The organism is Pusillimonas sp. NJUB218 (assembly GCF_003788685.1).
GTDB lineage: Bacteria > Pseudomonadota > Gammaproteobacteria > Burkholderiales > Burkholderiaceae_B > Neopusillimonas.
In genome coordinates, this window is sequence record NZ_NQMK01000003.1 from 180,852 (window position 1) to 202,926 (window position 22,075).

Genomic DNA, 22,075 nt, shown 5'->3' on the forward strand with positions numbered 1-22,075 from the left:
AAGGGCAAGGTCATGTTTTACGCGGTTCGGCGATAAGATAGGCCAACCCCATGACAACCGGTGTGAGCAGAAGCGAGAGTACGAACGCACCCGCAAACCCCACACGGCTGTTGCGCCCGATGAAGCCCACCAGCAACGAGAGCAACACATAGGCCAGGACGGAAAACGGCAGCATAACGGGGTTACTCGGCGCGGGCTTTTTTGTACTCGGCTTTCAGGCGGCTTGTGGCGGCGCTGGCACTGAAGTTTTCGAGCGTGCCGCCCGAAGCGAAATGTGAGCTAAACACACGACCCAAAGCATAGGTGGCTGCCGAGCCAAAGGCGGCAAAACCGATGCTGCCCAGAATGGTGCCTGTGACAGGTACGATTTTGGCAGACGAGCCTACCAGCCCGCCGCTGATGCCGGCGGCACCGAGCGTACCCAGTAATGACGCCACAATGGGCTTGAGCGAGGTTTCGTTGGCGGTTGCGCCGTAGCATTGGGCAATGCCTTTGATCATTTTGACTTGTACTGTAGCCAGGGCGGCCAGATCAAGCACCGGGACCGGAACGATGGCCGCTGCTGCAGCCCATTTGACGTAACGTTTGATGACTTGTTCGGCTTGAGCGTTGGCCGGGTCGAGGTCGACACTGGTTGACGACACCTGAATGGCTTGAGTTTCGTCGGTGCTGACGGATTCTGTGGCTTCGTTATGAGGGTTGGTCATGGACGGTATCCTGCGATAAGAGTGGTGCGGGGTCCGGCGCCAAAGAATTTTGTCCGGCACTATGTTCAGCCTTAGAAGCATAATGCAATCATCTGATGCAAACAAGCACATTTACGGGCTCGCACCGGCATTTGGGGCCGTTCTGGTCACTGGTTCCGGGAAATTACCGATTTTGACGTTTTCTTGACTTTTCTTTGACGGTTTATTGTCGCGCCGGCCCTTAACGTAGGGGCTCTTTTGATATTTCGGTGAGTCTGCTCATGAATGCTTCAATGCACCTGCGTTTCAAACCGGCGGCGCAACCGCTTTTGTCGGTCGTGGTGCCTGTGTACAACGAACGCGCGGTACTTCCCTTGTTGCACGCGCGCCTGACGGCGGTCTTGTCGGGGTTGCCGCTTCGGTATGAGATTGTGCTGGTTGACGATGGCAGTCGTGACGGCAGCGATATCGATATGGCTGACCTCGCCGCACGGGTGCCGCATGTGCGCGCCGTTCGACTCAGTCGCAATTTTGGCAAGGAGGCTGCCCTTACTGCGGGTATAGCCCACGCCAAAGGCGATGCGGTTATTGTTCTGGATGCCGATTTGCAAGACCCGCCCGAGCTCATTCCGCAAATGATCGAGGCCTGGCAAGCCGGTGCAGACGTCGTTGCCATGAGGCGTCGTACGCGGGCTGGCGAAACAGCCGCCAAGAAATTCAGTGCGCATTTGTTCTATCGTTTGCTCAACCGTGTCAGTGCGGTCGATATTCCTGAAGACACAGGCGACTTTCGCCTGATGAGTCGTAAAGCTGTTGACGCCTTGGCACAGTTGCCGGAGCGCAATCGTTACATGAAGGGCTTGTTTGCCTGGATTGGTTTGCCCACGACGGTATTGTTATATGACCGCGCGCCGCGGGCGGCGGGGCAGACCAAGTGGGATTACCCTGGGTTGCTGCGCCTGGCCTTCGAGGGCATTACCTCTTTTTCGGTGGCTCCGTTGCGCATTGCCATGGTGCTTGGCTTGTTGACGGCCCTGATCGGCGTATTGTTCGGGGGCTGGATCATTGCCAAAACGCTTGTGTTGGGAGAGGTTGTGCAAGGCTATCCGTCATTGATTGCCGTTATGACGCTGCTTGGCGGCGTGCAGTTGGTGTCGGTCGGCTTGCTGGGCGAGTACGTGGGTAAAACATATTTCGAAGCCAAGCAACGCCCGCTGTATCTTGTCAGGGACGTTGTCGAGCGTCGTCAGGCCAGTCGCTCTGCCGGGGTTCGTACGCTCGAGGAGCGCGGTCATGCGGCCTGATCGGCGCTATATCTTATTGTTGCTGGCGGTGTTGATGCTGCCGCTGATCGGGATGAGCCTATTACCGCTTGCCGATACTTCCGAGCCACGCTATGCCGAGATTGCCCGGCTAATGGCCGAGTCAGGTGACTGGATCACGCCCTGGTTCGAACCTGGGACGCCATTCTGGGGTAAACCGCCTCTTTCATTTTGGGCGCAGGCCGCATCCTTTCGCGTATTTGGTGTGACGGACTTTGCCGCGCGGTTTCCCTCGTGGCTGGTAACGTTGGCGGCGCTGGGCGCCTTGTATTCTTGCGTTCGTCAGGTCTACGACATATCGACGGCGCGCCTGGTCGTGCTGATTTACGCTTCTTGCGCGCTGGTGTTTATTGCTTCGGGCGCCGTGCTGACCGACCCTTTTCTGGCTTTAGGCACGGTGCTGTGCATGACGGGGGCATTAATGGCGTCGCGCGCTTCCGGAGTGTTCTGGCGCTATGCGTTTTTTATCGGGCTTGCCGTTGGCTTGTTGGCCAAAGGGCCGCTGGCTGTGGTTTTGGTCGGCGGGGCAGTGGCACCTGCATTTTTGTTCGATCGATCTTTTCGGACCTCGTTGAAATCGTTGCCGTGGAAGACAGGCACCGCGCTGGTGTTGGTGTTGGTCGTGCCATGGTATGTGCTGGCCGAGCTTAAAACCCCCGGGTTCCTGGATTATTTTCTGGTTGGCGAACATGTGCGCCGGTTTCTGGATCCTGGCTGGGCAGGCGATTTGTATGGCACCGCACACCGCGCTCCACGCGGCACTATTTGGGTGTATTGGCTGCAGGCGTCTTTTCCTTGGGGTATTTTGGCCCTGGCCTTGCTGCTGTGGGTGTCAGTGTCAGCGCGTGGGCGTGCTGCACTTTTCGCGGGTTGTCGCGACCGTCGGACCCTTTATTTTCTGGGCTGGGCCTTATTTACACCCTTGTTTTTCACCTTCTCGGGCAATATCCTGTGGACATATCTGTTGCCGGCGCTGGGCGGATTTAGTGTATTACTGGCTTGGGGGTTGGTATGTTTGTATCGGCAGCAGCCCGCCACCTGGGTAAGGCTTGCCCCCTATGCCGCGGTGGCGGCACCACTGGCGCTGGCCGTATTTGTGAGCGTTATGGTGATGAATCCATCCCTGCTGAAAACCGAGAAGTATCTGGTGTCGTATGCGCAACATCACGGCGATTTATCAACACCTTTGCTTTACGTCGATGACCTGCCGTTTTCAGCACGATTTTATTCTCGCAATACTGCGCGACGCGTGTCTCAAGACACCTTGCTGGCCCGGCTGGCCACTGGCGAGGCCTTGTGGTTTGCGATCTCGAAAGAAAACGCGGCGAGCTTGGGCGATGTAGGGGCGGTGCCCGTGCTCGAGAGCCGGCGGTTCGTCCTCATGTATCATCAAAGTCATTCTGACAACCAGATTGCTTCGGGGCCAAGCTCTGTAGGCCAAGCCGAGCCGCTGATCAAATGAACGATACGCCCCTGCGGTTGCTTATTGTTGAAGACAACCGGCCCCTGGCCGAGAACTTGTTCGAGTATTTTGGCCACGATCGGCACTATGTGCTGGATTTTGCGCCCGATGGTTTGACGGCTTTGCACCTGGTGGCTACTCAGTCATATGACGTGATTGTGCTCGATGTCATGCTGCCGGGTGTTTCGGGTTTTGATATTTGCCGGCGGTTGCGCGAAGACCTGGGGTGCCAGACACCCGTTATTTTCATGACCGCCAAAGATCAGTTGCCCGACAAAGAAGCTGGTTTTGGCGCCGGCGCCGATGACTATTTGGTCAAACCCTTCAATTTGAAAGAGTTGAAGCTGCGGGTCGACGCGCTGGGGCGCCGCCGTTTACCGTCACGCACAAGCGTCGTTCATATTCCAGGCATTGGCTTTGACCCCGGGCGCCTGACGGTGTCTTTGGTGGGGCATTCTGATCTGGCGCTATCGGGCATTGGGGCCCGCCTTTTCGAGATGTTGATTCGGGCCTACCCCGATTTCGTTTCGTATGACCGCATTGTTGATACGGTATGGGGGGAGCGCGAAGTCGACCGGCACACGGTGCGTACGCATGTGTATGCGTTGCGCAAGGCCTTGCAAGACCACACCGGCCATACTTTGATCAAAACCATGCATGGCCGGGGCTATCGGTTGTTATCGCCCGAAGAGGCGCAGGCATGAGGTCGATTTCGTACCGGATATACCGGGTGATTGCCGTGGTCGGTCTGATCTCGCTAGTGGCCATGTTTGTAAGCACGACGCTCGTCAATGAAGACCTGGAAGACACCATGTTGCGCGTTGAGCTTGCGCAAGAGCGTGAGTTTTTTTTGGCTCAGGGGTTTGATGCATCAAGGCCGTTGCTCTTCCAAGGGCCCGGTATAACCCGGGTTTACCGTCCGGCAGAGCAAGGCCATATTGGCAGCGACGCTGACGTATTGCCCGCTATTTTCGAAGGGTTGTCACTCGGTTTTATGGGCGAGATCTCTCGTGACGATCGCACCTATCTGGTCAGCGTTTCAACGGTCTCCGGGGGGACCCTATACCTCGCCCGAGACATCACGCACTTCGAGGAACGAGAATGGCTGTTTCGAATGGCCATTCTTGTTGTAGGCGTGTTGGTTGGGCTGCTGGTGGTCGTGTTGTCTGTACTGGGCGCCCGTCGTGTCGTTCAGCCGTTGAGCGAACTGGCCGAGCGAATTCAGCGCTTGCCGGTCGGGCCCTCCATCGACCGATTGCCGGGCCATTGGCAAGACGCCGAGCTGCAAACGATTGCAGGGGCGTTCAACGATTTTGTGACCGAGCTGGAGGCGTATGTTCGGCGCGAGAAGTCATTACTTGCCCTGGCTAGTCATGAGCTCAGAACGCCTATTGCGATTATTACCGGCGCTCTCGACATTCTTGAGCAGCGCGGCGGGCTAAGTGCCGCCGACCAGGCGACACTGGGGCGCATCAGGCGGGCAGCCGACGAGATGCAATCTAATGTTCGTGTGTTGCTGGCCTTGGCGCGCAAAAGCGATGATGAGGATAACGTTGCCGGGCCCGTGTCGCTGGCGACCGAAATTCATGGTGTGCTCGAAGGCCTAGCAACTGACTTCCCGATTGCCTCGCGTGTGACATTCAATGCCTCGGGTCCCGGGCAAGTCTGTGCCGACCCGGTCGTGGTGCGCATGTTGTTACGCAATTTGATTCAAAACGCCTTGCAACACACGGCACGCCGTATTTACATTGCTTTGCACAACGATGTTGTAGAGGTGCGCGATGAGGGGCCGGGGTTGAACCCGGTGGCGCAAGATATCTTGCAAGGCAAGCAAGACCTGGCGTCGGGCAGTGGCCCGGTCAGCGGTTTGGGTTTGTATCTGGTGACCCTGATGGTTGAGCGTTTAGGTTGGCGTCTGGACTTGGCGCAAACGACATCCAGTGGCACAACCGTCAGGGTAGGCCCGCGTGACTCAGCCTTTTTTAGTGACCATGCCGTAAATGAACAGCACAATAATGGCGCCGATAATTGAACCGATCCAGCCGGCGCCCTGGCCTGCGGTGTAAAAGCCTAATGCCGCGCCTAAATAACCGGCGACAATTGACCCCGCAATACCCAGGATGATAGTCATGACAATGCCCAGTTTTTGGTCGCCGGGCATGATGGCGCGGGCGATAAGGCCCACAATGAAACCAACCACAATCATGGTGATGATACCCATGTCTATCCTCCGAAAGTTGTAGGTAGACATAGCGTAATAGCGTGCGCCGGATTAGTCCAGCGCCGCCGAGGCCCTGAGGTTAGTCGTCGTTGCGTTTGTCGCGCGTACGTTGGTTGATGACATCGCCGCTACGGGGGTCGATATACAGTTTCACCTGACGGCCTTCTTTGTCGAGGGCCTTGGCTTCGTAGCCACCACGTTCACGTTCAATTTCACGAATGTCGGTGTAGCCGGCCGCCGTGAGTTTGTCGTGGATTTGCCCGATGTTTAACCACTGGGCTTGCCCTGGGTTGGCCGTAGCGGCGGCCGCAGGCGGCGTTGTAGGGGCGGTTTGGGCGTGCGCAGGGATGGCACTGACCGCTAGGGCTGCACTGCTCAGTGCGATAATGAAGGCAGATTGGCGAATAGTTTTTTGCATGATGAGCTCCTGTAAATGGGATTGCATCCGAGGTATTTGCAGATGCATGGGTGCATTGTGCGCGTCGGCACATGAACGTTGCATGAAGAGTGCGTTCATGTTTTGTTCATGTTTCGTGCGTTAAAACCACAGGGCAGGCGGGCGCGTAGCCGGCTCATTCCCTTCGACAAGCAATCATGAGATTTCAGGTAAAGCATTTTTTGTTTCCAGTAAGCGGGGTACGTGGTCGCTGGCGTATTTCCATGCTTTCTGCATTTCTGTGCGGGCTGTTGGCTTTTTCAGCAGTGCCCTCTGTGGGGCGTGCCGACAATGATCAAGACCGCGCCCGACAGGCGTTGCTTGCTGGCAAAGTGCTGCCGCTGCGTGTGGTTCTTGATAAAGTCGAAAGCCAGTATCCCGGCGACCCGGTCGAAATCGAATTTGAAGAGGATGACGGCCTCTACCTGTATGAAATCAAACTACTGCAGTCGGCCGGCAACATCATTAAATTAAAAGTTGACGCCCAAACAGGTGAAATCATCCGGGTAAAAGGTCGTGGTATCGAACGCAAGGGAGCTGACTGATGCGTGCGTTAGTGGTTGAAGACGATCCCGTTTTATCAGGGCAGTTGCAGCAGGCCTTGCTTGGGGCGGGTTATGTCGTGGATACTGCGGCGGATGGCGTCGACGCTCACTACAAGGGTGATGTCGAGGACTACGACGTGGTAGTGCTTGACCTTGGGCTGCCACTCATGGACGGGCTCACGGTGCTGCGTCAGTGGCGTGCATCCCGGCGTTTGATGCCGGTGCTTATTCTGACCGCGCGTGGTAACTGGGATGAAAAAGTCAGTGGTATAGATGCCGGGGCCGACGATTACCTGACCAAGCCGTTTCATATGGAAGAACTGCTGGCGCGCTTACGTGCCTTGATTCGTCGTAGTGGCAATCACGCCACGGCACGCTGGACTTGCGGCGCCATTACGTTGGACACTCGCGCAGCGCGCGTGACTGTCGATGGTCAACCTTTAACGTTGACGGCGCACGAATACAAGGTGTTGGCTATTTTGATGCAGCACGCAGGCCAGGTGGTTTCTCGCACAGAGCTGGTTGAACATATTTACGCGCAAGATTTTGACCGCGACTCAAATACGATTGACGTCTTTATTGGTAGATTGCGTAAGAAACTGCCCGACGGTGCGATCGAAACGGTTCGTGGATTAGGCTATCGAATGCGGGATGCGGCCTGATGCGTCAGGTGCTGCGTGGCTTGCGCCACTCATTGCGTACCCGCTTGCTGGTGGGCACCCTGGTCTGGGTAATGGTTTCGGTGCTTGTGGCGGGCTGGGTGCTGTCCGACCTGTTTCGTCAGCATGCAGCGCGCCAATTGGCGTCCGAGCTCACTGTTCACATGAATCAGTTGGTTGCGGGCTTGTCGGCGAATGAGCAGGGTGATGCCACACTGACTTTCGAGCCTACCGACCCGCGTTTGCTGCAACCTTTATCGGGCTTGTACTGGCAGGTCGATCGATTGGCTTCGGCTCGGTCGTCAGCGGCGTCTGTCTTGCCGTCAGACATTGCAGTTTTCCACTCCCGTTCGCTTTGGGATCAAACCCTGCATGTGCCGGCACGCCTGTCGATCGACCCGTCCAGCGGCCTGGCGGCGTTTGATGGCGGCGCTGATATGGGCGACATGCTCGCCCTGATCCGCGTCGTTGCGCCGCCGGAAGGCGACGCCCGGTATCGGTTGATTGTGGCCGTTGATCAGGCAGTGCTCGATCGCCCGCTTCGGCAGTTTCGGATCATGCTTGCTGTGTCGTTGGGCTTGCTGGCCTTAGGTTTGGCCATGGCCGCAGTCATGCAGGTTGTGGTGGGCTTGCGCCCGTTGGCGATGTTGCGTGGTCGTCTTCGTGCTGTGCGCGATGGTGCTAAAACGCAAATCGATGGGGATTTCCCCTCCGAGGTGCAACCGCTCGTCGATAGCTTTAACCAGGTGTTGCAAAACAACCATCAGATTGTGCAGCGTGCACGTACACAGGCAGGCAACCTCGCGCATGCGCTTAAAACACCACTGTCGGTGCTGGCCAATGCATCGGCACAAGAGTCTTCCGAGTTTGGTCGCCTGGTTGCCGAGCAGGTGGGGGTTGCGCGCCGTCATGTCGATCATCACCTGGCGCGTGCACGCGCAGCGGCCGCGGTACGTACGCCCGGCCTGCGTACCGAGGTATCACCGGTGGTGCACGGCTTGGTGCGGGTGCTGTCCAAGCTTTACGCCGAACGCGGCTTGCAAATTAGTCTTGATGACATTGCGCCCGGTGTTGCGTTTCGTGGTGAGTCGCAAGATTTGCAAGAGATGTTGGGCAACATCATGGATAACGCTTGCAAATGGGCCAGTCGCAATATCCGCGTCATGGCGCGGCTTATGCCGCAAGGCGCTGATACGATGCTGGTGCTGTGCGTGGAAGACGACGGACCAGGCTTGCCCGAGGCCCGGCGCGAAGCTGCGTTCGAGCGCGGTGTTCGCCTGGATGAGCGTGTCCCAGGCAGCGGCCTTGGGTTGTCGATAGTGCGCGATATGGCTACAGCCTATGGCGGTACTGTTGATGCTTATGCGTCGGACCTGGGCGGGCTGGGGGTGAGGCTGGTGGTGCCCGGGGTGGCAGGTTAAGTGCTTATTTACGCAATATCAGCCTGCGCTGCACCGGAAACAGTCGAATGTCGTAACGCTGCTGGATATACCCCCAGAGCCCTTGTTTGAAGACAACGGTGACCGCAATGGCCAATAGTCCCAATCCCACCAAATACCATGTGCCATAGTCCGCAAAATAACGGTTTAGGGCCCAAAAGATGATGGCGCCTAAGATTGGGCCTTCAATGGTGCCCAGGCCGCCGATCATGATCATGAAAATTGCAAATGCCGTCCAGTTGACCGAAAACGCTGCATCGGGTGAGATGCGCAGGTTGCCCAGGAAATAAAGCGCGCCAGCCAGCCCAGCGCCAAAGGCGGCAACGACATACACCAGAAGCTTGGTCGATTTGACATCGATACCCTGAGACTCACTGGCCGTTTCGGAGTCGCGTATAGCCAGTAAGGCCAGCCCTTGGCGACTGCGCAAGAACCAGTACGTCAGCCCTATAGTGGCGACCACGGCAGCAAGGGTCATCCAGAAGGTCACGGATTCTCGTGTTGCACGCGGGATACCGCGCAGTGCCGTCAGGCTCATGCCCGAGCCGCCGCCAATAGAGGAAATATTGGCAAATGTTAATCGGAAGACTTCTGCAATGACCCAGGTGCCAATGGCGAAGTATCCGCCTTGCAGACGGAAGGCCAGTTTTGAAAGCGGCAGAGCAATGACGGCAGACATCAGGGCGGCAATGGGCACGGCCACAAAGGGGTTCACCCCTAACGAATTAGCCATGATGATCATCAGGTAGCCGCTGAACCCCAGGAAGGCTTGTTGGCCGATTGAAACCATGCCACCGTAACCGGCCAACAGGTTCCACATGCTGGCAAAAATAAAGTAGCAGGCAATCTGGTTGAATTCACGCAACCAGCTTGAGCCTGCCCACCACGGCATCGTGGCCGCGCCAATAGCCAATACGATGGCAACCACCATACCCACCTGGCTGGCTTTTGTTTTGCGCTCGATGGTGAACAAGGGCATTTGAGTATTTTGCATGGGGAAGAAACTCGTGCTTGATGCTTAGCGTGTTTTAGGGAAGAGCCCTTCTGGGCGAACCAGCAACATAATCAGAAACACAACATGGCCGGCCCAGATCCCCCAACCGGGGTCGATGCGAAAAGCAAGGCTTTGCGTCACACCCAGAATCAGTGCGCCGGCAAAAGTGCCCCAGAACGACCCCATGCCGCCAATGATCACCGCCTCGAAAGCGAAGATCAGTAATGCCGGCCCATCGGATGGCGACACGGTCGTTCGCATGCCTTGCAGCACGCCGGCCACCGCGATCAGCACAAATGCTGTAGCGGTTGCCAGTCCGTAAATGTGTCGGTGATCCAGGCCCATGAGTTCGGCGGCATCTTTATCGTCGGAGGTGGCCCGAAAAGCCCGCCCGATAGCAGTGCGGTTAAATAGCCATTGCATGAGAAAGGCCATAAGGACGGCGATCAGGAAGATAGTGAGTGGTAAGGCGCCAACGGCCAGGTCGCCGCCCAGACTCAGGCTTGACGTGTTGAAGCCGCCACTTCCGATGGACCGAGGGTCGGCACTGAAGACTTCGACTAAAGCGTTCTGGATAACGATGGATAAGCCGAAGGTAACGACCAGGGATGGCAACGGGTCTTTGCCCAGCGTGCCGTTAAGCATGAGACGTTGCATGCCGTAGCCGACGATAAATGCCGCTGGCAACAGGATGGCCATACTGATCAGTGCCGGGCCTGCTTCATGCATGCCGGAAGATGCCAGCAGGGCAAACGCGGCAAAGGCGGCAAGAATAATAAAGTCACCGTGTGCAATATTGGTCAGGCGCATGACGCCGAACATTAAAGACAGCCCCATGGCAAACAATGCATAAAGTCCGCCAAGCATCAGGCCCTGTAGAACCGTAGATATCCAACTGAGCATTAACGGGTACTCCTTCAAATGCCGAAATAGGCTTTAGATATCTCATCAAGACTGAGCGCGCTGGAAGCGCCCTGCAACGACACCCTGCCCTCCTGGAAGCAGTAAAGCCGGTTCGATACCTGGCGTGCGGTCGAGACATCTTGTTCGACCACGATAATGCTTAATCCGTCTTCCCTGATTTGTTCAAGCGTGCTGTAAATCTCTTTGACGATGATCGGTGCCAGACCCAAAGATATTTCGTCGCAAATCAACAGGGCGGGGTTGCTCATCAGGGCACGCCCTATGGCAACCATTTGCTGTTGGCCGCCAGATAACGCGGTGCCCGGGTTGTGGCGTCGTTCGCGCAAAATCGGAAACAGTTCGTAGATGGTTTCCAGAGTCCAGCGGCCGGGGCGGCGCGTGTAGCCGCCCATGAGCAGGTTCTCTTCGACGCTCAGGCTTGGGAAAAGTCGCCGGCCTTCAGGGACCATGGCAACGCCCATAGACACGATTTTCCCCGGCGCAATGCCACCAATGCCTTTGTCCCGAAAGCGTATGGCGTCTGGCGGGCCTTTGATCAGCCCGGTAATTGTTTTAAGAAATGTTGATTTGCCGGCGCCATTCGCCCCGATGACGGCGACGGTTTCGCCTTGCCGAATTTCGAAATCGATTCCGAACAAGGCCTGGAAGTCACCGTAGAAGGCGTCAAGCGCCTGGGTTTGCAGGAGTACGGTCATGCGTCCAGCCCCATATAAACACGCTTGACCTCAGGGTCGTTCATCACGTCCGTTGGGGCTCCTTCTGCCAGTCGGGCGCCAAAGTTAAGGACGAAGAGTCGGTCAGCGACGGCCAGCAAGGCATGCACAACATGCTCAATCCAGATCATGGTGACGCCCCGCGCTTTGATCGCTTTGATTTCGTCGACCAGGGCTTTGGCCTCGTGCTCGGTCAGGCCGCCGGCAATTTCGTCGAGCAGCAGCAGCTTGGGGCGTGTGCAGAGCGCGCGCGCCAGTTCGAGCCGCTTGCGGTTAAGCAATGTAAGACTGCCGGCGAGTTGGTTGGCTTTGTTCAGCAAGCCGGTCGACTGCAAAACGTCGTGACAAACCACGTAAGCCTCTTCTTCGGGCAGTTGCGCCCCGGCCGTTGCGGCAACGAGGCAGTTTTCAAATACGGTAAGGCCCGAATAGGGTTGCGGCACCTGATAAGAACGGCCCACACCCAGGCGACAACGTTTGTGGGCCGGCAGGCCCGAGATGTCGGCGCCACCGAACGTGATGGATCCCTGGTCGGGTTGGATATCGCCCGATATCAGGTTGAAGAGTGTGGTTTTGCCGGCGCCGTTGGGGCCAAGAATGCCTAGCGTTTCGCCTTGGTTGACGGCCAGGCTGATGCCGTCGGTAACCTTGAGGGCGCCGAAGCTTTTATGAACATCGTTCAGTGCAAGAAGCATGGTCATGAGCAGGAGGGCCGCCCGTTTCGAGCGGCCCATGTAGAGTTGAACGTGTTAACCAATGAGTTTCATCTCGCCGTTTACCGGGATTTGCGGGTTGGCCTGGTTATTGACAATGCTGAGTTCGTATTTGTACTTTTGGCCGGGGTTCCATTGCCCGAACACCAGCGGTGTCTTCGAGACATTCTTGAACGGGCCTTGACCACCCCATTTCACCGGCCCCACGATAGTGTCGAGCTGAGTAGCAGCCACAGCGTCGCGAATGGCGGCCTTTTCGGTAGATTTGGCGCGCGAGAGTGCGTTGATGGCAACCTCGAAAAGGGCATGGGCAAAGCCTATGGGTTGCGTCCATTGGCGCTGTGCTTGCGTTTCGTATGCCGCGCACACGGCCTGGGCGTTTTGTCCTGTCAGCGATGAGCTGAACGGGTGCCATGGCGACCACCACACTTCGGTCGTCAGCCCTGCCCCTAGGTCGCCCAATGCCTCGATGGCGCCAGGGAAAAGCAAAGCCTTGCCCAACGTGACGACTTTCGGGTTAAAGCCTTGCTGACGGGCTTGCGTCAAGAATGTTTTGGCGTCTGGCGGGATGACGACACCAGTCACAATTTCGACTTGGCCTTGCTTGAATGCGGCGATTTGTGCGGAAAAGTCCTGGTTCATGTTCTGGAAGCGGCCCGGGTCGGTAAGGGTGTAGCCCTGCGCTGCAAGCGGCTTGGGAAAGCCCAGCTCGGGGTCGCCCCACGCGTTGCCGTCGCCGTCGTTAGGGAACAGACCGCCCACTTTTTTGTTGGTCTGCACCGAGTTCCAGCCATTCAGGAAGTTGCCAATAACGTCCTCAAGCCCCCAGAACATGTGGTACGTCCATTCGAAGCCAGTGTCAGGCTTTCCGCCGCGACCAAAGAACCACGGTTGCCAGGGAGCAACGGTTGAAATACAGGGCACCTCGTTAAGTTCGCAGGCGTCAGAAACCGGGTTGACGGTTTCCGGTGTCGATGACACCAGCATTAGGTCGATGTCGTCTTGCAGAATAAGGTCGTTGGCAACCTCGCCGGCCCGGTTGGGTGACGACTGGCTGTCTTTGAGTAGGATCTTGATGGGCATTTTTTTGCCCTCAAGGGTAACGCCTTCGTTAAAGCGTTTTTCGAGGCTGGCAATGACCCACTTGTCGGCCTCACCGAAAGCCGCCAGTGGGCCGGTTTGAGGGGAAACATAGCCGATACGGATTTCGCGGTTGGCGGCAAATGCGGGGAAAACGGTGAGTGCAGTGGCTGCACCTATACCTTGAAGAACACGACGGCGTGACAGATTGAAGCGGTTCATGAGACTCCTCCTGGGTGTTTGCGCCTGTGGCGCTTCTTTTAATGCAACATGAAACTGCGAGTTCTATTTGCTGATGTGGCCTGTGTGCTGCTTGAAGAGGTGCTTAGCGCGGGTAAAAGGGTTTAAGGTTGGCGTCGACATTGACCCAGACGGATTTGACCTGGGTGTATTCGCGCATTACTTCGAAGCCCATTTCTCGCCCGTAGCCCGATTTTCCAAAGCCGCCAAAGGGTGATCCTGGGTTAACGCGTTTGTAGCAATTGATCCAGACCATGCCCGAACGCATCTTGCCGGCAAACTGATGGGCGCGTTGCAGGTTGTTGGTCCAGAGCCCGCCACCCAGGCCGTATTCGGTCCCGTTGGCAATGGCCAGTGCTTCTTCGTCAGTTTCGAATGTTGTTACCGACACGAAGGGCCCGAAGACCTCTTCCTGGCTAACGCGGTCGGTAGGCTTGGCGCGAACGATGGTGGGTTCGATATAGCAGCCTGCCGCAAGGCTTGGGTCAGACGGCACCTTGCCACCCAGCAATACTTCGCCGCCTTGTTCGCGCGCTATGTCGACATAAGACAAAACGCGGTCGCGATGATGTAACGAGGTTACCGGCCCCATTTCGGTCGACATGTCGAGGGGGTTGCCGATTTTGATAGAGGCAGCCAGCGCAATGAATTTTTTGAGGAATTCGTCTGCGATGGATTTATGCAGTATCAGACGAGACCCTGCAATGCAGGCCTGGCCCTGGTTATGAAAGATGGCAAACGCCGCCCCATTGATGGCGGCCTGTAAATTGGCGTCGCCAAAAACAATGTTGGCGCCTTTTCCGCCCAGTTCGAGCTGAACTTTTTTGAGGTTGTCGGCCGAGGCGCGTACGATGCGCTTGCCTGTTTCGGTAGATCCGGTAAAGGCAATTTTTGCAATGTCGTTGTGCTCGGCAATATATTGGCCGGCAACTTGCCCCAATCCGGGCAGAATGTTTACCACGCCGTCCGGAAAGCCAACTTCAGCCATCAGTTCGGCGATGCGCAGCGTTGATAGAGGCGTCAGTTCGGCGGGCTTCATGACGATGCAGTTACCCGCGGCCAGGGCAGGCGCCATTTTCCAGCTAGTAAACATAAGCGGGAAGTTCCAGGGGACGACCTGACCCACAATACCCACCGGCTCGCGCAGCATGTAGTTCAGAAACCCCTCTTCGACCGGGATGACGCTGCCTTCAAATTTGTCGGCCATGCCGCCAAAGTACCGGAAGGTAACTGCGGTTCTGGGTACATCGAGGAATTTCGTGTCGCGCAATGGGTGGCCTGTGTCGATAGACTCAAGGCGGGCAAGCTCGTCGGCGTTGGCTTCGATGGCATCTGCCAACTTTAATAACAGGCGACCGCGGTCCATGGCGGCCATGCGCGACCAGGCGGGCAGTGTTGCTTTTGCCGCCTTAATGGCCAGTTCAATATCGGCTGGCCCTGCCATTGAAACGTCAGCAATGACGCTGTTGTCATGGGGGTTCAAGGTAGCCAGAGTCGCGCCGTCGGCGGCGGGGCAAAAACGGCCATTGATGAAAAGCTGTGTGTTCATCCTGTCTCCGGGACGTAGGCGAAGGGCGAAATTGCCCGCCGCCGTTACGTGATGCGGCGGGCCTTAAAAAAACGAAGGGGCGTTGGCGTCAGAATGAAACCGGGTTGACCGGGGCGCGGCCTTCCTGGATGTCGTACACCACCTGGGGTGAGCCGTTCTCCCAAACCAGCAGCATGGAGCGCTTCGGCGAGAAACCCTGGTGTCGGCAGTCGGCGGGCATGGCTGCCATGTCACCGGCTTTCATGATGACGCGAGCCCGAGGTTCTGCAGTGTTCTTGTCGGCGCACACCCACGAAATTTCATCGGACATCTGAAAGAACCATTCGACGCGATCGTTGCCGTGCACAACAGGCAAGATATGCTCTTCGGTGGTGGGGCACATATAACTGTGCTTGACGACAGTCGTGAATGAAGGGTTCCAAGTAACGTCGGAGCGCGACAGATACGCAAACAAGTTAAAGGCGTGAACTTCGTTCTCGAAGCCTGGCTCTGGATGCAGTTCGGGCGCATCTTGGGGGACGTCGGCAAATCCGCGATTGACCGGGTAGCCGTTTTCGTCGGTACGCATGGCCAGGTCGCCCTTAAGGCCCACGCAACGGTCAGCCAGTTGTCGTACACGACGGACGGCTTTGAGGTTATTGCCGTTTTTGCGCCCGTATGGCGACCCCGTTTCCTGGGGGGCGGCATATGGGTCAAAGCCCGTATTGGTCCAGTCTTCGAGCATGTCGACAAATGTGACGCGTACTTGCTCGGACGGAAAGTTTTGCAGCAGGTCGGCGTTGGCGTCTTTAAAGTCTTTGTTGTAGGTGCCGGCAAAGACGTCAACAGTGGTGTAGTGGTTGGTTGTGCCGAAAACGTTGTCGAAGTTTACCCAACCGTAGAAGAACCCCCAGCCGACATCACGCATCAGGGCGCGCAGGAAGTTGCCGATGTCGATGGTATGAGACATTGGCTTGCCTTGAACGGTTGTCCATTTGATGTGCGCAAAGTACTCGTCACGTTCGAACGAGAAATCGCCCAGTGAATAGGCCTTGTAGCCGTAGACGGGGTGGGGCTCAGTGGCGATGGCGTCAAATTTGGTAGCGGTGTCCATGAAGATGTCTCCTGTTGGGCTTAAGCGGCTTGGCAGATGTCTGCCCACTTTTGAACCGAAAGGTCTCCCATGCAGGTTTGCAGGACGATGACCGAAGGTTGTGCCGCCCGGAACTGATAGGCGGTGTTGGCCGGCAACATGGCTTGATGACCGCGGCGTAGATGAATCCAGCCCATTTTTGGCCCTTTTGGGTCTCCTTCGACCAGGACCGAGCCATTCTTTTCAGTGTCTTTGACGTGCTGTGATGGATCGAGCTTGATAAGGTGAACTTCGACGTCTTTGTCCATGCACAGGGCAAACTCGTCGTGCGCGCAGGTATACCAGGGTGAAGTGCCTTCGGCTCTCAGGGTTTCAAGGACGTAAATCTGGTTGACGCCAAACACTACCTTTTCGTAGGGTTTTGATGTGTTGGCGATTTCGAAGCAGTTAGAAAATGCGTAGTTTTTTGCGTTGTCGTTGATGACTTGCACGCCCCCTTTTTCGTAATGCTCCAGCGATCCGAACTTTGTCGTGTATTGCATGTTTGTCTCCACAATTGTTTGTGATTGGGCAACTTATTTTTAGACGTTGTTTGAAAAGTCTAGGCGTAAGTTGTTGATACTGAAAGCACAAATGGGCGACAAGACTGTTTGCAATATGCAAACAATCATAGCCAAAACGGCCCTGTTCCAGTGGGCGCAGTCTTGCGTTTACTCTATAAGACTTTGTGAAACGAAGCCGCCTCGGATCAGGTCTTCGTCCCACGGCGGTTCGGTCGAAAAGCGAGACAAAATGTGTTCGATGAACAGCTTCAACTTAAGCCCGCCCCGGTGGGTATGCGGGTAGACGACCCATAGCCAGAACGAGGTCAGTTGCCAGTCGGTGAGTATGGGCGTGAGGCGGCCGGACATAATGGGGGCCGACGCAACCAACGTCGGGATGCAGACAATGCCCGCGTGTGCGGCTGCATATTCTTCAAGCAGGTGCACGCTGTTGGTCCGCAGTGCAGGGCGCAAATCCATCGACACTGTTTCGCGTTTGCCGTAAAAAAGCCAGCGGTCGCGGGTCGGATAATTTGAATACAAGCCCAGGCGGTGTTCGTACAAATTTCGCGGCCCTTTCGGCGTGCCGTGTTTCTCGAGATACTCAGGCGAGGCGCAGAACACGCGCCTGACCGGGAAAAGAGGGCGACCGATCAGTTCATTTGATGCGGGTTTGAAGATCTGCAATGTGCAGTCGACGCCCGCTTTGACGGGGTCGACGACCGTGTCGTTAACGCTGAGGTCGAGCTCTACGCCCGGGTACAGATCCTGGAATTCGCGCAGATAAGTGGCCAGATGTCCAAGCACAAGCCCTGGCAAGGCATGCACGCGCAGCCGTCCGGTAATGGTCGCCTTGGCTTGTCGCATCTGGTCTACGAGGTCTGTTGTTCGCGCCAGCAGGTCGGCGCACTCGGTTAAAAATGCCTCACCGACTTCTGATAACTGGATGTTGCGGGTGTTGCGGTGAAACAGAGGGGCACCGACGTAGTTTTCTAGCTGCTGTATACGCGTGGTAACAACAGACTTCGACACACTTAACCGGCGCGCGGCTTCTGAGAAGTTTTGCGTTTCTGCAGCCGTGACAAAAGCTTCGATAGACAGGTATCGGTCCAAAGTTGTCTCCTGAGGCACGTTATGACTGTGTTTGTATGTAGTGCCTGGGCTTGCCCGTTATTGTTTTGCGCTAAAGCGTGTCGGGTTTGCCGTTATGTCCTGCAGTGTATTACGCACAGGCCGGCATCGGAAATGTGTGGCGATGTTACGTTAGGCGAAGTATTGCGACATTGGGTTGTGATGGCTTTATGGTGCGTGTTAGGGTGACCTTAACGTGTGCAAGCGCGTTGCTTTATCAACTCCGAGGAGAACGGATGCATCGTAAAGTCACTCAATTCCTGTCTATTACCGCAATCTCTTCCGCGCTGGCGTTAGCGCCGCTGGCCGCTTCGGCGCAGTCGGCAACCCCGCCCGCCGGACCAACGACAAGCTATTCGCAAACCGATTTGCAAAAGTTTGTAGCGGCGGCCGAAAAGGTGTCGGTGCTAACCCAAGAATATGCACCCAAGGTTCAGGCGACGTCATCGTCCGACGAGCGTGAAGCCGTGGTTAAAGAGGCCGATGAGAAAATGATGGGGGCCGTACAAGACGAAGGGCTAACCGTCGAGAAATTCCTGGCGATTAACCAGGCCGCGCAAGCCGACCCCAAGCTGCAAGAGCGCTTGGTGGAACTTAGCCAGTAATTGCGCCTGCGGCCGTAACGCAAAAACGCCAGCTTTTTGGGCTGGCGTTTTTGTTTGAGTTGGATTGTCGCAGTCACCTACGGTGCAGATGGCAGACAGGTAGATGCCCAGGCTTATCTGATGCGGGCAGCGAGCGCATCGACGTCGCGGATTGATATGGCACCGTAACCTAACTCGATCAGGCCTTCGCGTTTTAGTGTGACAAGCGTCATATTGCAGCGCTGTCTGGACACCATTGCCAGGTTGGCGAGTTCTTCTTGGGAAATCAACAGGTGACGCAGCCCTAGGGGATTTAACAGTGGATGGACCAGGCCCCATAGTGCGCGAACTACCAAGTGTTCTGCATCCAGGAGGCGGTGGGCGGCCATGCTGCCCATGAACCAGTGCATTCGTTCATTGATTTGGCGCAGTAAAAACTCATTGAATGCAGGTTCGTTTTGCCTCAGCCAATTAAATGTAGTGCGCGGGAGCATTGCAACACGACTGTGCCTTAAGGCGATGATGTCCGATTGTCGGGGTTTACCACGCACTAATGTACCTTCGCCGAACCAACTGCCTACCGACTGGCCGCCCAGCGTTACCGATCGCCCGTCAATTGCACTGACCGACCATTTGAGCAGACCATCCATGACGCCAAACCAATGAAGTTGTATTTCGCCTTGGTGGCCAAGCGCGTCGCCCGAGCTGACGTGGCGCTCGATCAGGTCTCGCTTGACAAGTGTCTGGGCGCTGTCAGACAGTGTGATATACCAATCTGCACCGGCAAGAAGCTCGTCACGGTTTAACGAAACCGTTTGTTGATGTAGCGGCTTTGTCATTAACGCGCGGCTGCCAGCACACTGGCGGTTAGTTGAACCAATGCCTTATCGATTGGAGCGCTGGCTTTGGGCGCAGTCACGGTAACTGGCCGGCATTGGAGCAGGACAATGTTGTCACCGCCTGGTAGCTCACGGTCGATGGCGAACTCAATGTCTTGAGGTGCGCCCCGCATGCGCTCAAGCCGCTTGCCGACCTTTGACAGCGCAACAGCCTCCGCGTCGCTTAGGCAAAAGACAGCTTGTCGCTCTGCTTCGACGGGCCTTGCCTTGCCGTCGGGACCATATTCCAGATGTTTCTCCCCTAGAATTCGATCAATGACGTGACCTTCTACTTTGGCGATGACGAAGCGATCCGGGGTGACGTCTCCGCCAACGACACCCAGCCCAAGCCCGTGGCTGGCCTCAATCACAATGCGCGATCTGTCGCCGGTTGTCGGGCTGACTGTGAACATGACGCCAGCCGCGCGCGCATTAACGACTTTCTGGATAACAATCGCCATATGGATGCCGAGCGGGTCAATGCCGTTCTTCCAGGCGTAACCCAGCGCCCTGGCCGAAAAGGCGCTGGCCCAGCAACGGCGAACATGAAGCTCGACATCGTCTGAGGTATGCAGGCCAACATATGTTTCGTATTCTCCTGCAAAGCTCGTGCCCTGTGTGTCTTCAGCTGTTGCGCTGGATCTTACAGCGACGACGAGGTCAGGCAAGTGAAGTGCCCGGGACAGGTCCTTGTAACCCTGAATGATGGCCTCGCGTAGTTCGGTGGGCATAGGTGTTTGATCAAACCATGTCATGACGGTTTGCTCAAGGGTTTCGCGGGCCTCGTGCGAGGCCTTGTCGATGCCGTTTAAAGCCTGATGTAACTGCGTGCCAATGCCGGTTTTATCGAGGTAATAGCGGTGAGCGGACGTAGCTACGATGAAGCCCGGAGCAACAGGAATGCCAGCCTGGGCCATGAGCGCCAGCCCATGACCCTTGCCGCCAACCTGGGCATGTTCCAGTGCGTTCTGTTGTTCGAAAGTCAGGGTCCAGTCTTGCATTTCTGTTGTCTCCTTGCTGCAATGTTGCTATTTTTTTGGGTCAATCAGGCAGCCAACTGTTCTACTGTGCCTTTATAGCCGTCAATACGAATGCGCTGGCCGGTTTTCAGTTGGGTGGTGGCAAAGCCTGTGCTGACGACGGCGGGCATGCCATATTCCCTGCAAACAATTGCGGCGTGGCTCATCAGTCCGCCAATGTCGGTGACTACGCCGGCAACGACCGAGAATGCCGACGCCCACGACGGCGCTGTAATCGCAGCCACAAGAATCTCTCCTGGCTGAAGATCGCTGATTTCATTTTCGTGTCGAATGACACGGACGATCCCTTCGACAACCCCCGGCGATGCCGCAATGCCCTGCAGGGCTGTCGCGTTGCCGCCACGCGTCTGAGCCAGCCATTGCTGCACGCGTTCTGTTGTAACGCCATAGTTCATGATGGCGAACGGATCTGTTACTTCGTTCGGGGGTGTGCCATAGGCCGGGGCTGCAGTTTTTGTACGAAGCGCCGCCATAATTTTTCGTCGCGCATCGATTTCGTGGGCCCAGTGTTGAGCGCCTCTTGCTGGAACGCCAATGGCCCACGATTCCACCATGTCGAACAGGGCTTGATCAATTTCAAATCGGTTCAGGAAGTAAAAGTCTTCGGCCTCGCGGAAAAAGCCGGCGGCGACAAATACATTGGCCAGCTCGCGTACTTTCCGCCAGAATACGGCATGACTCCAGTGCTCGACGTATATGTTGTGCTCTTCAATGTACGGGAATACGTTGCGGGATAAGGCCAGGGCTTCGTCAAAGGCTTTAGCCTCTTCGGGGGCCAGCAATGCTCGATATTCGGCCACTATTTCGTCACGATCTTCGTGAAGCTTTTCGACCGGACGATCGATAACTTCGCCATTACGAAGGAGCTCGATATAGCGGGCGATGGCCTGGAAAGGGATAGACAAGTTTTCATTCCAGGTTTCCTGGTCATGCAGGAAACCGTATTCTGCAAAATAGTTGAACCATGGATCGCGTATTTCATCCAGAGCCGCAAGCCATTGCGCGCCGTTGCCTTGTTTCGCAATATTTGCAAGAACGGTATCAGCGGTATCATCAGGGTTGATCGCCGGGTCAACTTTAAGCTCGACGGCAAGTTTGGCGAGTCGACGTAGTTCGTCATCTGGGCGGAATGCCATCCCCTCGACACCCGCCACCATGCGTGCGATGGTTTGATCCTGAATTTCGGGGAAGGCCTTTTTACATAGGTCAAAGAACACCAGATACGCGCCGTAGCCCAGGCCGAGCATCTCGAAGTGATATTGCCAAACCAGGAAAAAGTCGTTGACCAGCCGGTGGTAGTTTTCGACCAAATCCCAAGACACCGAACGACCCTGGCCTTCGGTCACGACCTCAATGGGTTCAATTTCTGGCAGCGCCGCGAACTCCAGGGACCTCATCCTGTCAATTGCGACAGTCATTTTTTCTTTCCAGTTTGCGTACAGCGCATCCCAATTTTTGTAATAGTGGCCTGCTCGTTCCTGGAACAAGGCCAGTCGGCGCTGGATTTCTGCCGGGTCGGACACGGCTTGTGGGCAAATGTAGACAAAACCATTGACCATGCGCACGTCTAGCCCCAAGGCGGCGGGAAGCACGATGCTGCGAGCGCCGTTGACACCGCAACCATAATAGACAGCTTCGGCGCCGATGCTGTCGAAGGGATGAACTGCACGAGACCAATGCATTGAGTCTGCAAACCAGAATCGTTCCTGCTCAAAGTCGCGCCCTTCCGGCTGGGAAATCAGAAAATAGGGGTACATGCGTTCCCAGCCTTCGGCACCGGCCGGGGCCTTGGCTTCGTGCAGGTAAGGGAAGCGATCTGTTGGTGCATTCATGGTTTGTCTCCTG

The 22,075-nt window shown here is 56.3% G+C and carries 24 protein-coding genes; 8 read left to right on the forward strand and 16 right to left on the reverse strand.

Annotation, left to right across the window (positions count from 1 at the left end):
- Positions 1–10: 10 nt before the first annotated feature.
- Both CHR62_RS15680 and CHR62_RS05785 read right to left on the reverse strand, forming a co-directional pair.
- Positions 11–175 carry a hypothetical protein gene (locus CHR62_RS15680; protein WP_173862536.1) on the reverse strand — a complete coding sequence of 55 codons (165 nt, stop codon included), beginning with the start codon at positions 173–175 and terminating at the stop codon, positions 11–13.
- 7 nt (positions 176–182) lie between these two features.
- Entirely contained in the window at positions 183–707 is a 525-nt protein-coding gene (locus CHR62_RS05785; RefSeq protein ID WP_158214033.1) for a YcjF family protein, read from the reverse strand.
- Positions 708–967: 260 nt separating this feature from the next.
- Here CHR62_RS05785 and CHR62_RS05790 point away from each other — a divergent pair, with 260 nt between their 5' ends.
- The 4 genes from CHR62_RS05790 to CHR62_RS05805 are packed head-to-tail and all read left to right on the forward strand — an operon-like array spanning position 968 to position 5,502.
- The gene (locus tag CHR62_RS05790; protein ID WP_123660324.1) at positions 968–1,990 is read left to right on the forward strand and encodes a glycosyltransferase family 2 protein; all 1,023 of its coding nucleotides are present in this window, start codon (positions 968–970) and stop codon (positions 1,988–1,990) included.
- Complete coding sequence (locus tag CHR62_RS05795; protein ID WP_123660325.1) at positions 1,980–3,470, forward strand: glycosyltransferase family 39 protein; 1,491 nt, start codon at positions 1,980–1,982, stop codon at positions 3,468–3,470. The genes CHR62_RS05790 and CHR62_RS05795 overlap by 11 nt, the downstream gene beginning before the upstream one ends.
- Positions 3,467–4,174: a response regulator transcription factor gene (locus tag CHR62_RS05800; RefSeq protein WP_093970920.1), complete on the forward strand. Its 708-nt coding sequence runs from the start codon at positions 3,467–3,469 to the stop codon at positions 4,172–4,174. The genes CHR62_RS05795 and CHR62_RS05800 overlap by 4 nt, the downstream gene beginning before the upstream one ends.
- Positions 4,171–5,502: a HAMP domain-containing sensor histidine kinase gene (locus CHR62_RS05805; RefSeq protein WP_123660326.1), complete on the forward strand. Its 1,332-nt coding sequence runs from the start codon at positions 4,171–4,173 to the stop codon at positions 5,500–5,502. Before CHR62_RS05800 ends, CHR62_RS05805 begins: the two co-directional genes overlap by 4 nt.
- On the opposite strand, the gene CHR62_RS05810 is transcribed toward CHR62_RS05805, so the two are convergent.
- Entirely contained in the window at positions 5,443–5,691 is a 249-nt protein-coding gene (locus tag CHR62_RS05810) for a GlsB/YeaQ/YmgE family stress response membrane protein (RefSeq protein ID WP_093970922.1), read from the reverse strand. The two genes, CHR62_RS05805 and CHR62_RS05810, sit on opposite strands and share 60 nt — an antisense overlap.
- Positions 5,692–5,770: 79 nt before the next feature.
- The gene (locus CHR62_RS05815) at positions 5,771–6,109 is read right to left on the reverse strand and encodes a PepSY domain-containing protein (protein WP_123660327.1); all 339 of its coding nucleotides are present in this window, start codon (positions 6,107–6,109) and stop codon (positions 5,771–5,773) included.
- Between the two features lie 242 nt (positions 6,110–6,351).
- Between CHR62_RS05815 and CHR62_RS05820 the strand changes: the two genes are divergently transcribed.
- Genes CHR62_RS05820 through CHR62_RS05830 form a run of 3 tightly spaced genes read left to right on the forward strand, consistent with a single transcriptional unit; the run spans position 6,352 to position 8,752 of the window.
- Positions 6,352–6,672, forward strand: a complete 321-nt coding sequence (locus CHR62_RS05820) for a PepSY domain-containing protein (RefSeq protein WP_123660328.1) — start codon at positions 6,352–6,354, stop codon at positions 6,670–6,672.
- Positions 6,672–7,334, forward strand: a complete 663-nt coding sequence (locus tag CHR62_RS05825; RefSeq protein WP_093970925.1) for a response regulator transcription factor — start codon at positions 6,672–6,674, stop codon at positions 7,332–7,334. Before CHR62_RS05820 ends, CHR62_RS05825 begins: the two co-directional genes overlap by 1 nt.
- Entirely contained in the window at positions 7,334–8,752 is a 1,419-nt protein-coding gene (locus CHR62_RS05830; protein ID WP_123660329.1) for a sensor histidine kinase, read from the forward strand. Before CHR62_RS05825 ends, CHR62_RS05830 begins: the two co-directional genes overlap by 1 nt.
- Positions 8,753–8,756: 4 nt before the next feature.
- Here CHR62_RS05830 and CHR62_RS05835 read toward each other — a convergent pair whose 3' ends face one another.
- From CHR62_RS05835 to CHR62_RS05875, 9 genes are all read right to left on the reverse strand, one after another.
- Complete coding sequence (locus CHR62_RS05835; protein WP_123660330.1) at positions 8,757–9,764, reverse strand: branched-chain amino acid ABC transporter permease; 1,008 nt, start codon at positions 9,762–9,764, stop codon at positions 8,757–8,759.
- Between the two features lie 24 nt (positions 9,765–9,788).
- A complete protein-coding gene (locus CHR62_RS05840; protein ID WP_123660331.1) occupies positions 9,789–10,667 on the reverse strand; it encodes a branched-chain amino acid ABC transporter permease in 879 nt (292 codons plus the stop codon).
- Positions 10,668–10,681: 14 nt separating this feature from the next.
- Positions 10,682–11,383, reverse strand: coding sequence for an ABC transporter ATP-binding protein (locus CHR62_RS05845; RefSeq protein WP_123660332.1), 702 nt, complete (start codon positions 11,381–11,383; stop codon positions 10,682–10,684).
- On the reverse strand, positions 11,380–12,102 hold the full coding sequence (locus tag CHR62_RS05850; protein WP_123660333.1) for an ABC transporter ATP-binding protein: 723 nt from the start codon (positions 12,100–12,102) through the stop codon (positions 11,380–11,382). Before CHR62_RS05850 ends, CHR62_RS05845 begins: the two co-directional genes overlap by 4 nt.
- Before the next feature lie 48 nt (positions 12,103–12,150).
- Positions 12,151–13,416, reverse strand: coding sequence for an ABC transporter substrate-binding protein (locus tag CHR62_RS05855; protein ID WP_123660334.1), 1,266 nt, complete (start codon positions 13,414–13,416; stop codon positions 12,151–12,153).
- Between the two features lie 103 nt (positions 13,417–13,519).
- Positions 13,520–14,983, reverse strand: coding sequence for an aldehyde dehydrogenase family protein (locus CHR62_RS05860; RefSeq protein ID WP_123660335.1), 1,464 nt, complete (start codon positions 14,981–14,983; stop codon positions 13,520–13,522).
- Positions 14,984–15,071: 88 nt separating this feature from the next.
- Complete coding sequence (locus tag CHR62_RS05865) at positions 15,072–16,076, reverse strand: hydroxyquinol 1,2-dioxygenase (RefSeq protein WP_123660336.1); 1,005 nt, start codon at positions 16,074–16,076, stop codon at positions 15,072–15,074.
- 20 nt (positions 16,077–16,096) lie between these two features.
- Entirely contained in the window at positions 16,097–16,597 is a 501-nt protein-coding gene (locus tag CHR62_RS05870) for a hydroxyquinol 1,2-dioxygenase (protein WP_123660337.1), read from the reverse strand.
- 168 nt (positions 16,598–16,765) lie between these two features.
- Positions 16,766–17,710, reverse strand: coding sequence for a LysR family transcriptional regulator (locus CHR62_RS05875; protein ID WP_123660338.1), 945 nt, complete (start codon positions 17,708–17,710; stop codon positions 16,766–16,768).
- A 254-nt stretch (positions 17,711–17,964) separates the two neighbouring features.
- Here CHR62_RS05875 and CHR62_RS05880 point away from each other — a divergent pair, with 254 nt between their 5' ends.
- Entirely contained in the window at positions 17,965–18,333 is a 369-nt protein-coding gene (locus CHR62_RS05880; protein WP_123660339.1) for a DUF4168 domain-containing protein, read from the forward strand.
- Between the two features lie 113 nt (positions 18,334–18,446).
- On the opposite strand, the gene CHR62_RS05885 is transcribed toward CHR62_RS05880, so the two are convergent.
- The 3 genes from CHR62_RS05885 to CHR62_RS05895 are packed head-to-tail and all read right to left on the reverse strand — an operon-like array spanning position 18,447 to position 22,062.
- Positions 18,447–19,151, reverse strand: a complete 705-nt coding sequence (locus CHR62_RS05885; RefSeq protein WP_123660340.1) for a Crp/Fnr family transcriptional regulator — start codon at positions 19,149–19,151, stop codon at positions 18,447–18,449.
- On the reverse strand, positions 19,151–20,191 hold the full coding sequence (locus CHR62_RS05890) for a PEP/pyruvate-binding domain-containing protein (RefSeq protein ID WP_123660341.1): 1,041 nt from the start codon (positions 20,189–20,191) through the stop codon (positions 19,151–19,153). The genes CHR62_RS05885 and CHR62_RS05890 overlap by 1 nt, the downstream gene beginning before the upstream one ends.
- Before the next feature lie 44 nt (positions 20,192–20,235).
- A complete protein-coding gene (locus CHR62_RS05895) occupies positions 20,236–22,062 on the reverse strand; it encodes a PEP-utilizing enzyme (RefSeq protein WP_123660342.1) in 1,827 nt (608 codons plus the stop codon).
- Between the last annotated feature and the right edge of the window lie 13 nt (positions 22,063–22,075).

Coding starts and splice junctions, on each gene's coding strand:
- CHR62_RS15680 (WP_173862536.1), bottom strand. CDS start 175: ATGCTGCCGTTTTCCGTCCTGGCCTATGTGTTGCTCTCGTTGCTGGTG.
- CHR62_RS05785 (WP_158214033.1), bottom strand. CDS start 707: ATGACCAACCCTCATAACGAAGCCACAGAATCCGTCAGCACCGACGAA.
- CHR62_RS05790 (WP_123660324.1), top strand. CDS start 968: ATGAATGCTTCAATGCACCTGCGTTTCAAACCGGCGGCGCAACCGCTT.
- CHR62_RS05795 (WP_123660325.1), top strand. CDS start 1,980: ATGCGGCCTGATCGGCGCTATATCTTATTGTTGCTGGCGGTGTTGATG.
- CHR62_RS05800 (WP_093970920.1), top strand. CDS start 3,467: ATGAACGATACGCCCCTGCGGTTGCTTATTGTTGAAGACAACCGGCCC.
- CHR62_RS05805 (WP_123660326.1), top strand. CDS start 4,171: ATGAGGTCGATTTCGTACCGGATATACCGGGTGATTGCCGTGGTCGGT.
- CHR62_RS05810 (WP_093970922.1), bottom strand. CDS start 5,691: ATGGGTATCATCACCATGATTGTGGTTGGTTTCATTGTGGGCCTTATC.
- CHR62_RS05815 (WP_123660327.1), bottom strand. CDS start 6,109: ATGCAAAAAACTATTCGCCAATCTGCCTTCATTATCGCACTGAGCAGT.
- CHR62_RS05820 (WP_123660328.1), top strand. CDS start 6,352: ATGCTTTCTGCATTTCTGTGCGGGCTGTTGGCTTTTTCAGCAGTGCCC.
- CHR62_RS05825 (WP_093970925.1), top strand. CDS start 6,672: ATGCGTGCGTTAGTGGTTGAAGACGATCCCGTTTTATCAGGGCAGTTG.
- CHR62_RS05830 (WP_123660329.1), top strand. CDS start 7,334: ATGCGTCAGGTGCTGCGTGGCTTGCGCCACTCATTGCGTACCCGCTTG.
- CHR62_RS05835 (WP_123660330.1), bottom strand. CDS start 9,764: ATGCAAAATACTCAAATGCCCTTGTTCACCATCGAGCGCAAAACAAAA.
- CHR62_RS05840 (WP_123660331.1), bottom strand. CDS start 10,667: ATGCTCAGTTGGATATCTACGGTTCTACAGGGCCTGATGCTTGGCGGA.
- CHR62_RS05845 (WP_123660332.1), bottom strand. CDS start 11,383: ATGACCGTACTCCTGCAAACCCAGGCGCTTGACGCCTTCTACGGTGAC.
- CHR62_RS05850 (WP_123660333.1), bottom strand. CDS start 12,102: ATGACCATGCTTCTTGCACTGAACGATGTTCATAAAAGCTTCGGCGCC.
- CHR62_RS05855 (WP_123660334.1), bottom strand. CDS start 13,416: ATGAACCGCTTCAATCTGTCACGCCGTCGTGTTCTTCAAGGTATAGGT.
- CHR62_RS05860 (WP_123660335.1), bottom strand. CDS start 14,983: ATGAACACACAGCTTTTCATCAATGGCCGTTTTTGCCCCGCCGCCGAC.
- CHR62_RS05865 (WP_123660336.1), bottom strand. CDS start 16,076: ATGGACACCGCTACCAAATTTGACGCCATCGCCACTGAGCCCCACCCC.
- CHR62_RS05870 (WP_123660337.1), bottom strand. CDS start 16,597: ATGCAATACACGACAAAGTTCGGATCGCTGGAGCATTACGAAAAAGGG.
- CHR62_RS05880 (WP_123660339.1), top strand. CDS start 17,965: ATGCATCGTAAAGTCACTCAATTCCTGTCTATTACCGCAATCTCTTCC.
- CHR62_RS05885 (WP_123660340.1), bottom strand. CDS start 19,151: ATGACAAAGCCGCTACATCAACAAACGGTTTCGTTAAACCGTGACGAG.
- CHR62_RS05890 (WP_123660341.1), bottom strand. CDS start 20,191: ATGCAAGACTGGACCCTGACTTTCGAACAACAGAACGCACTGGAACAT.
- CHR62_RS05895 (WP_123660342.1), bottom strand. CDS start 22,062: ATGAATGCACCAACAGATCGCTTCCCTTACCTGCACGAAGCCAAGGCC.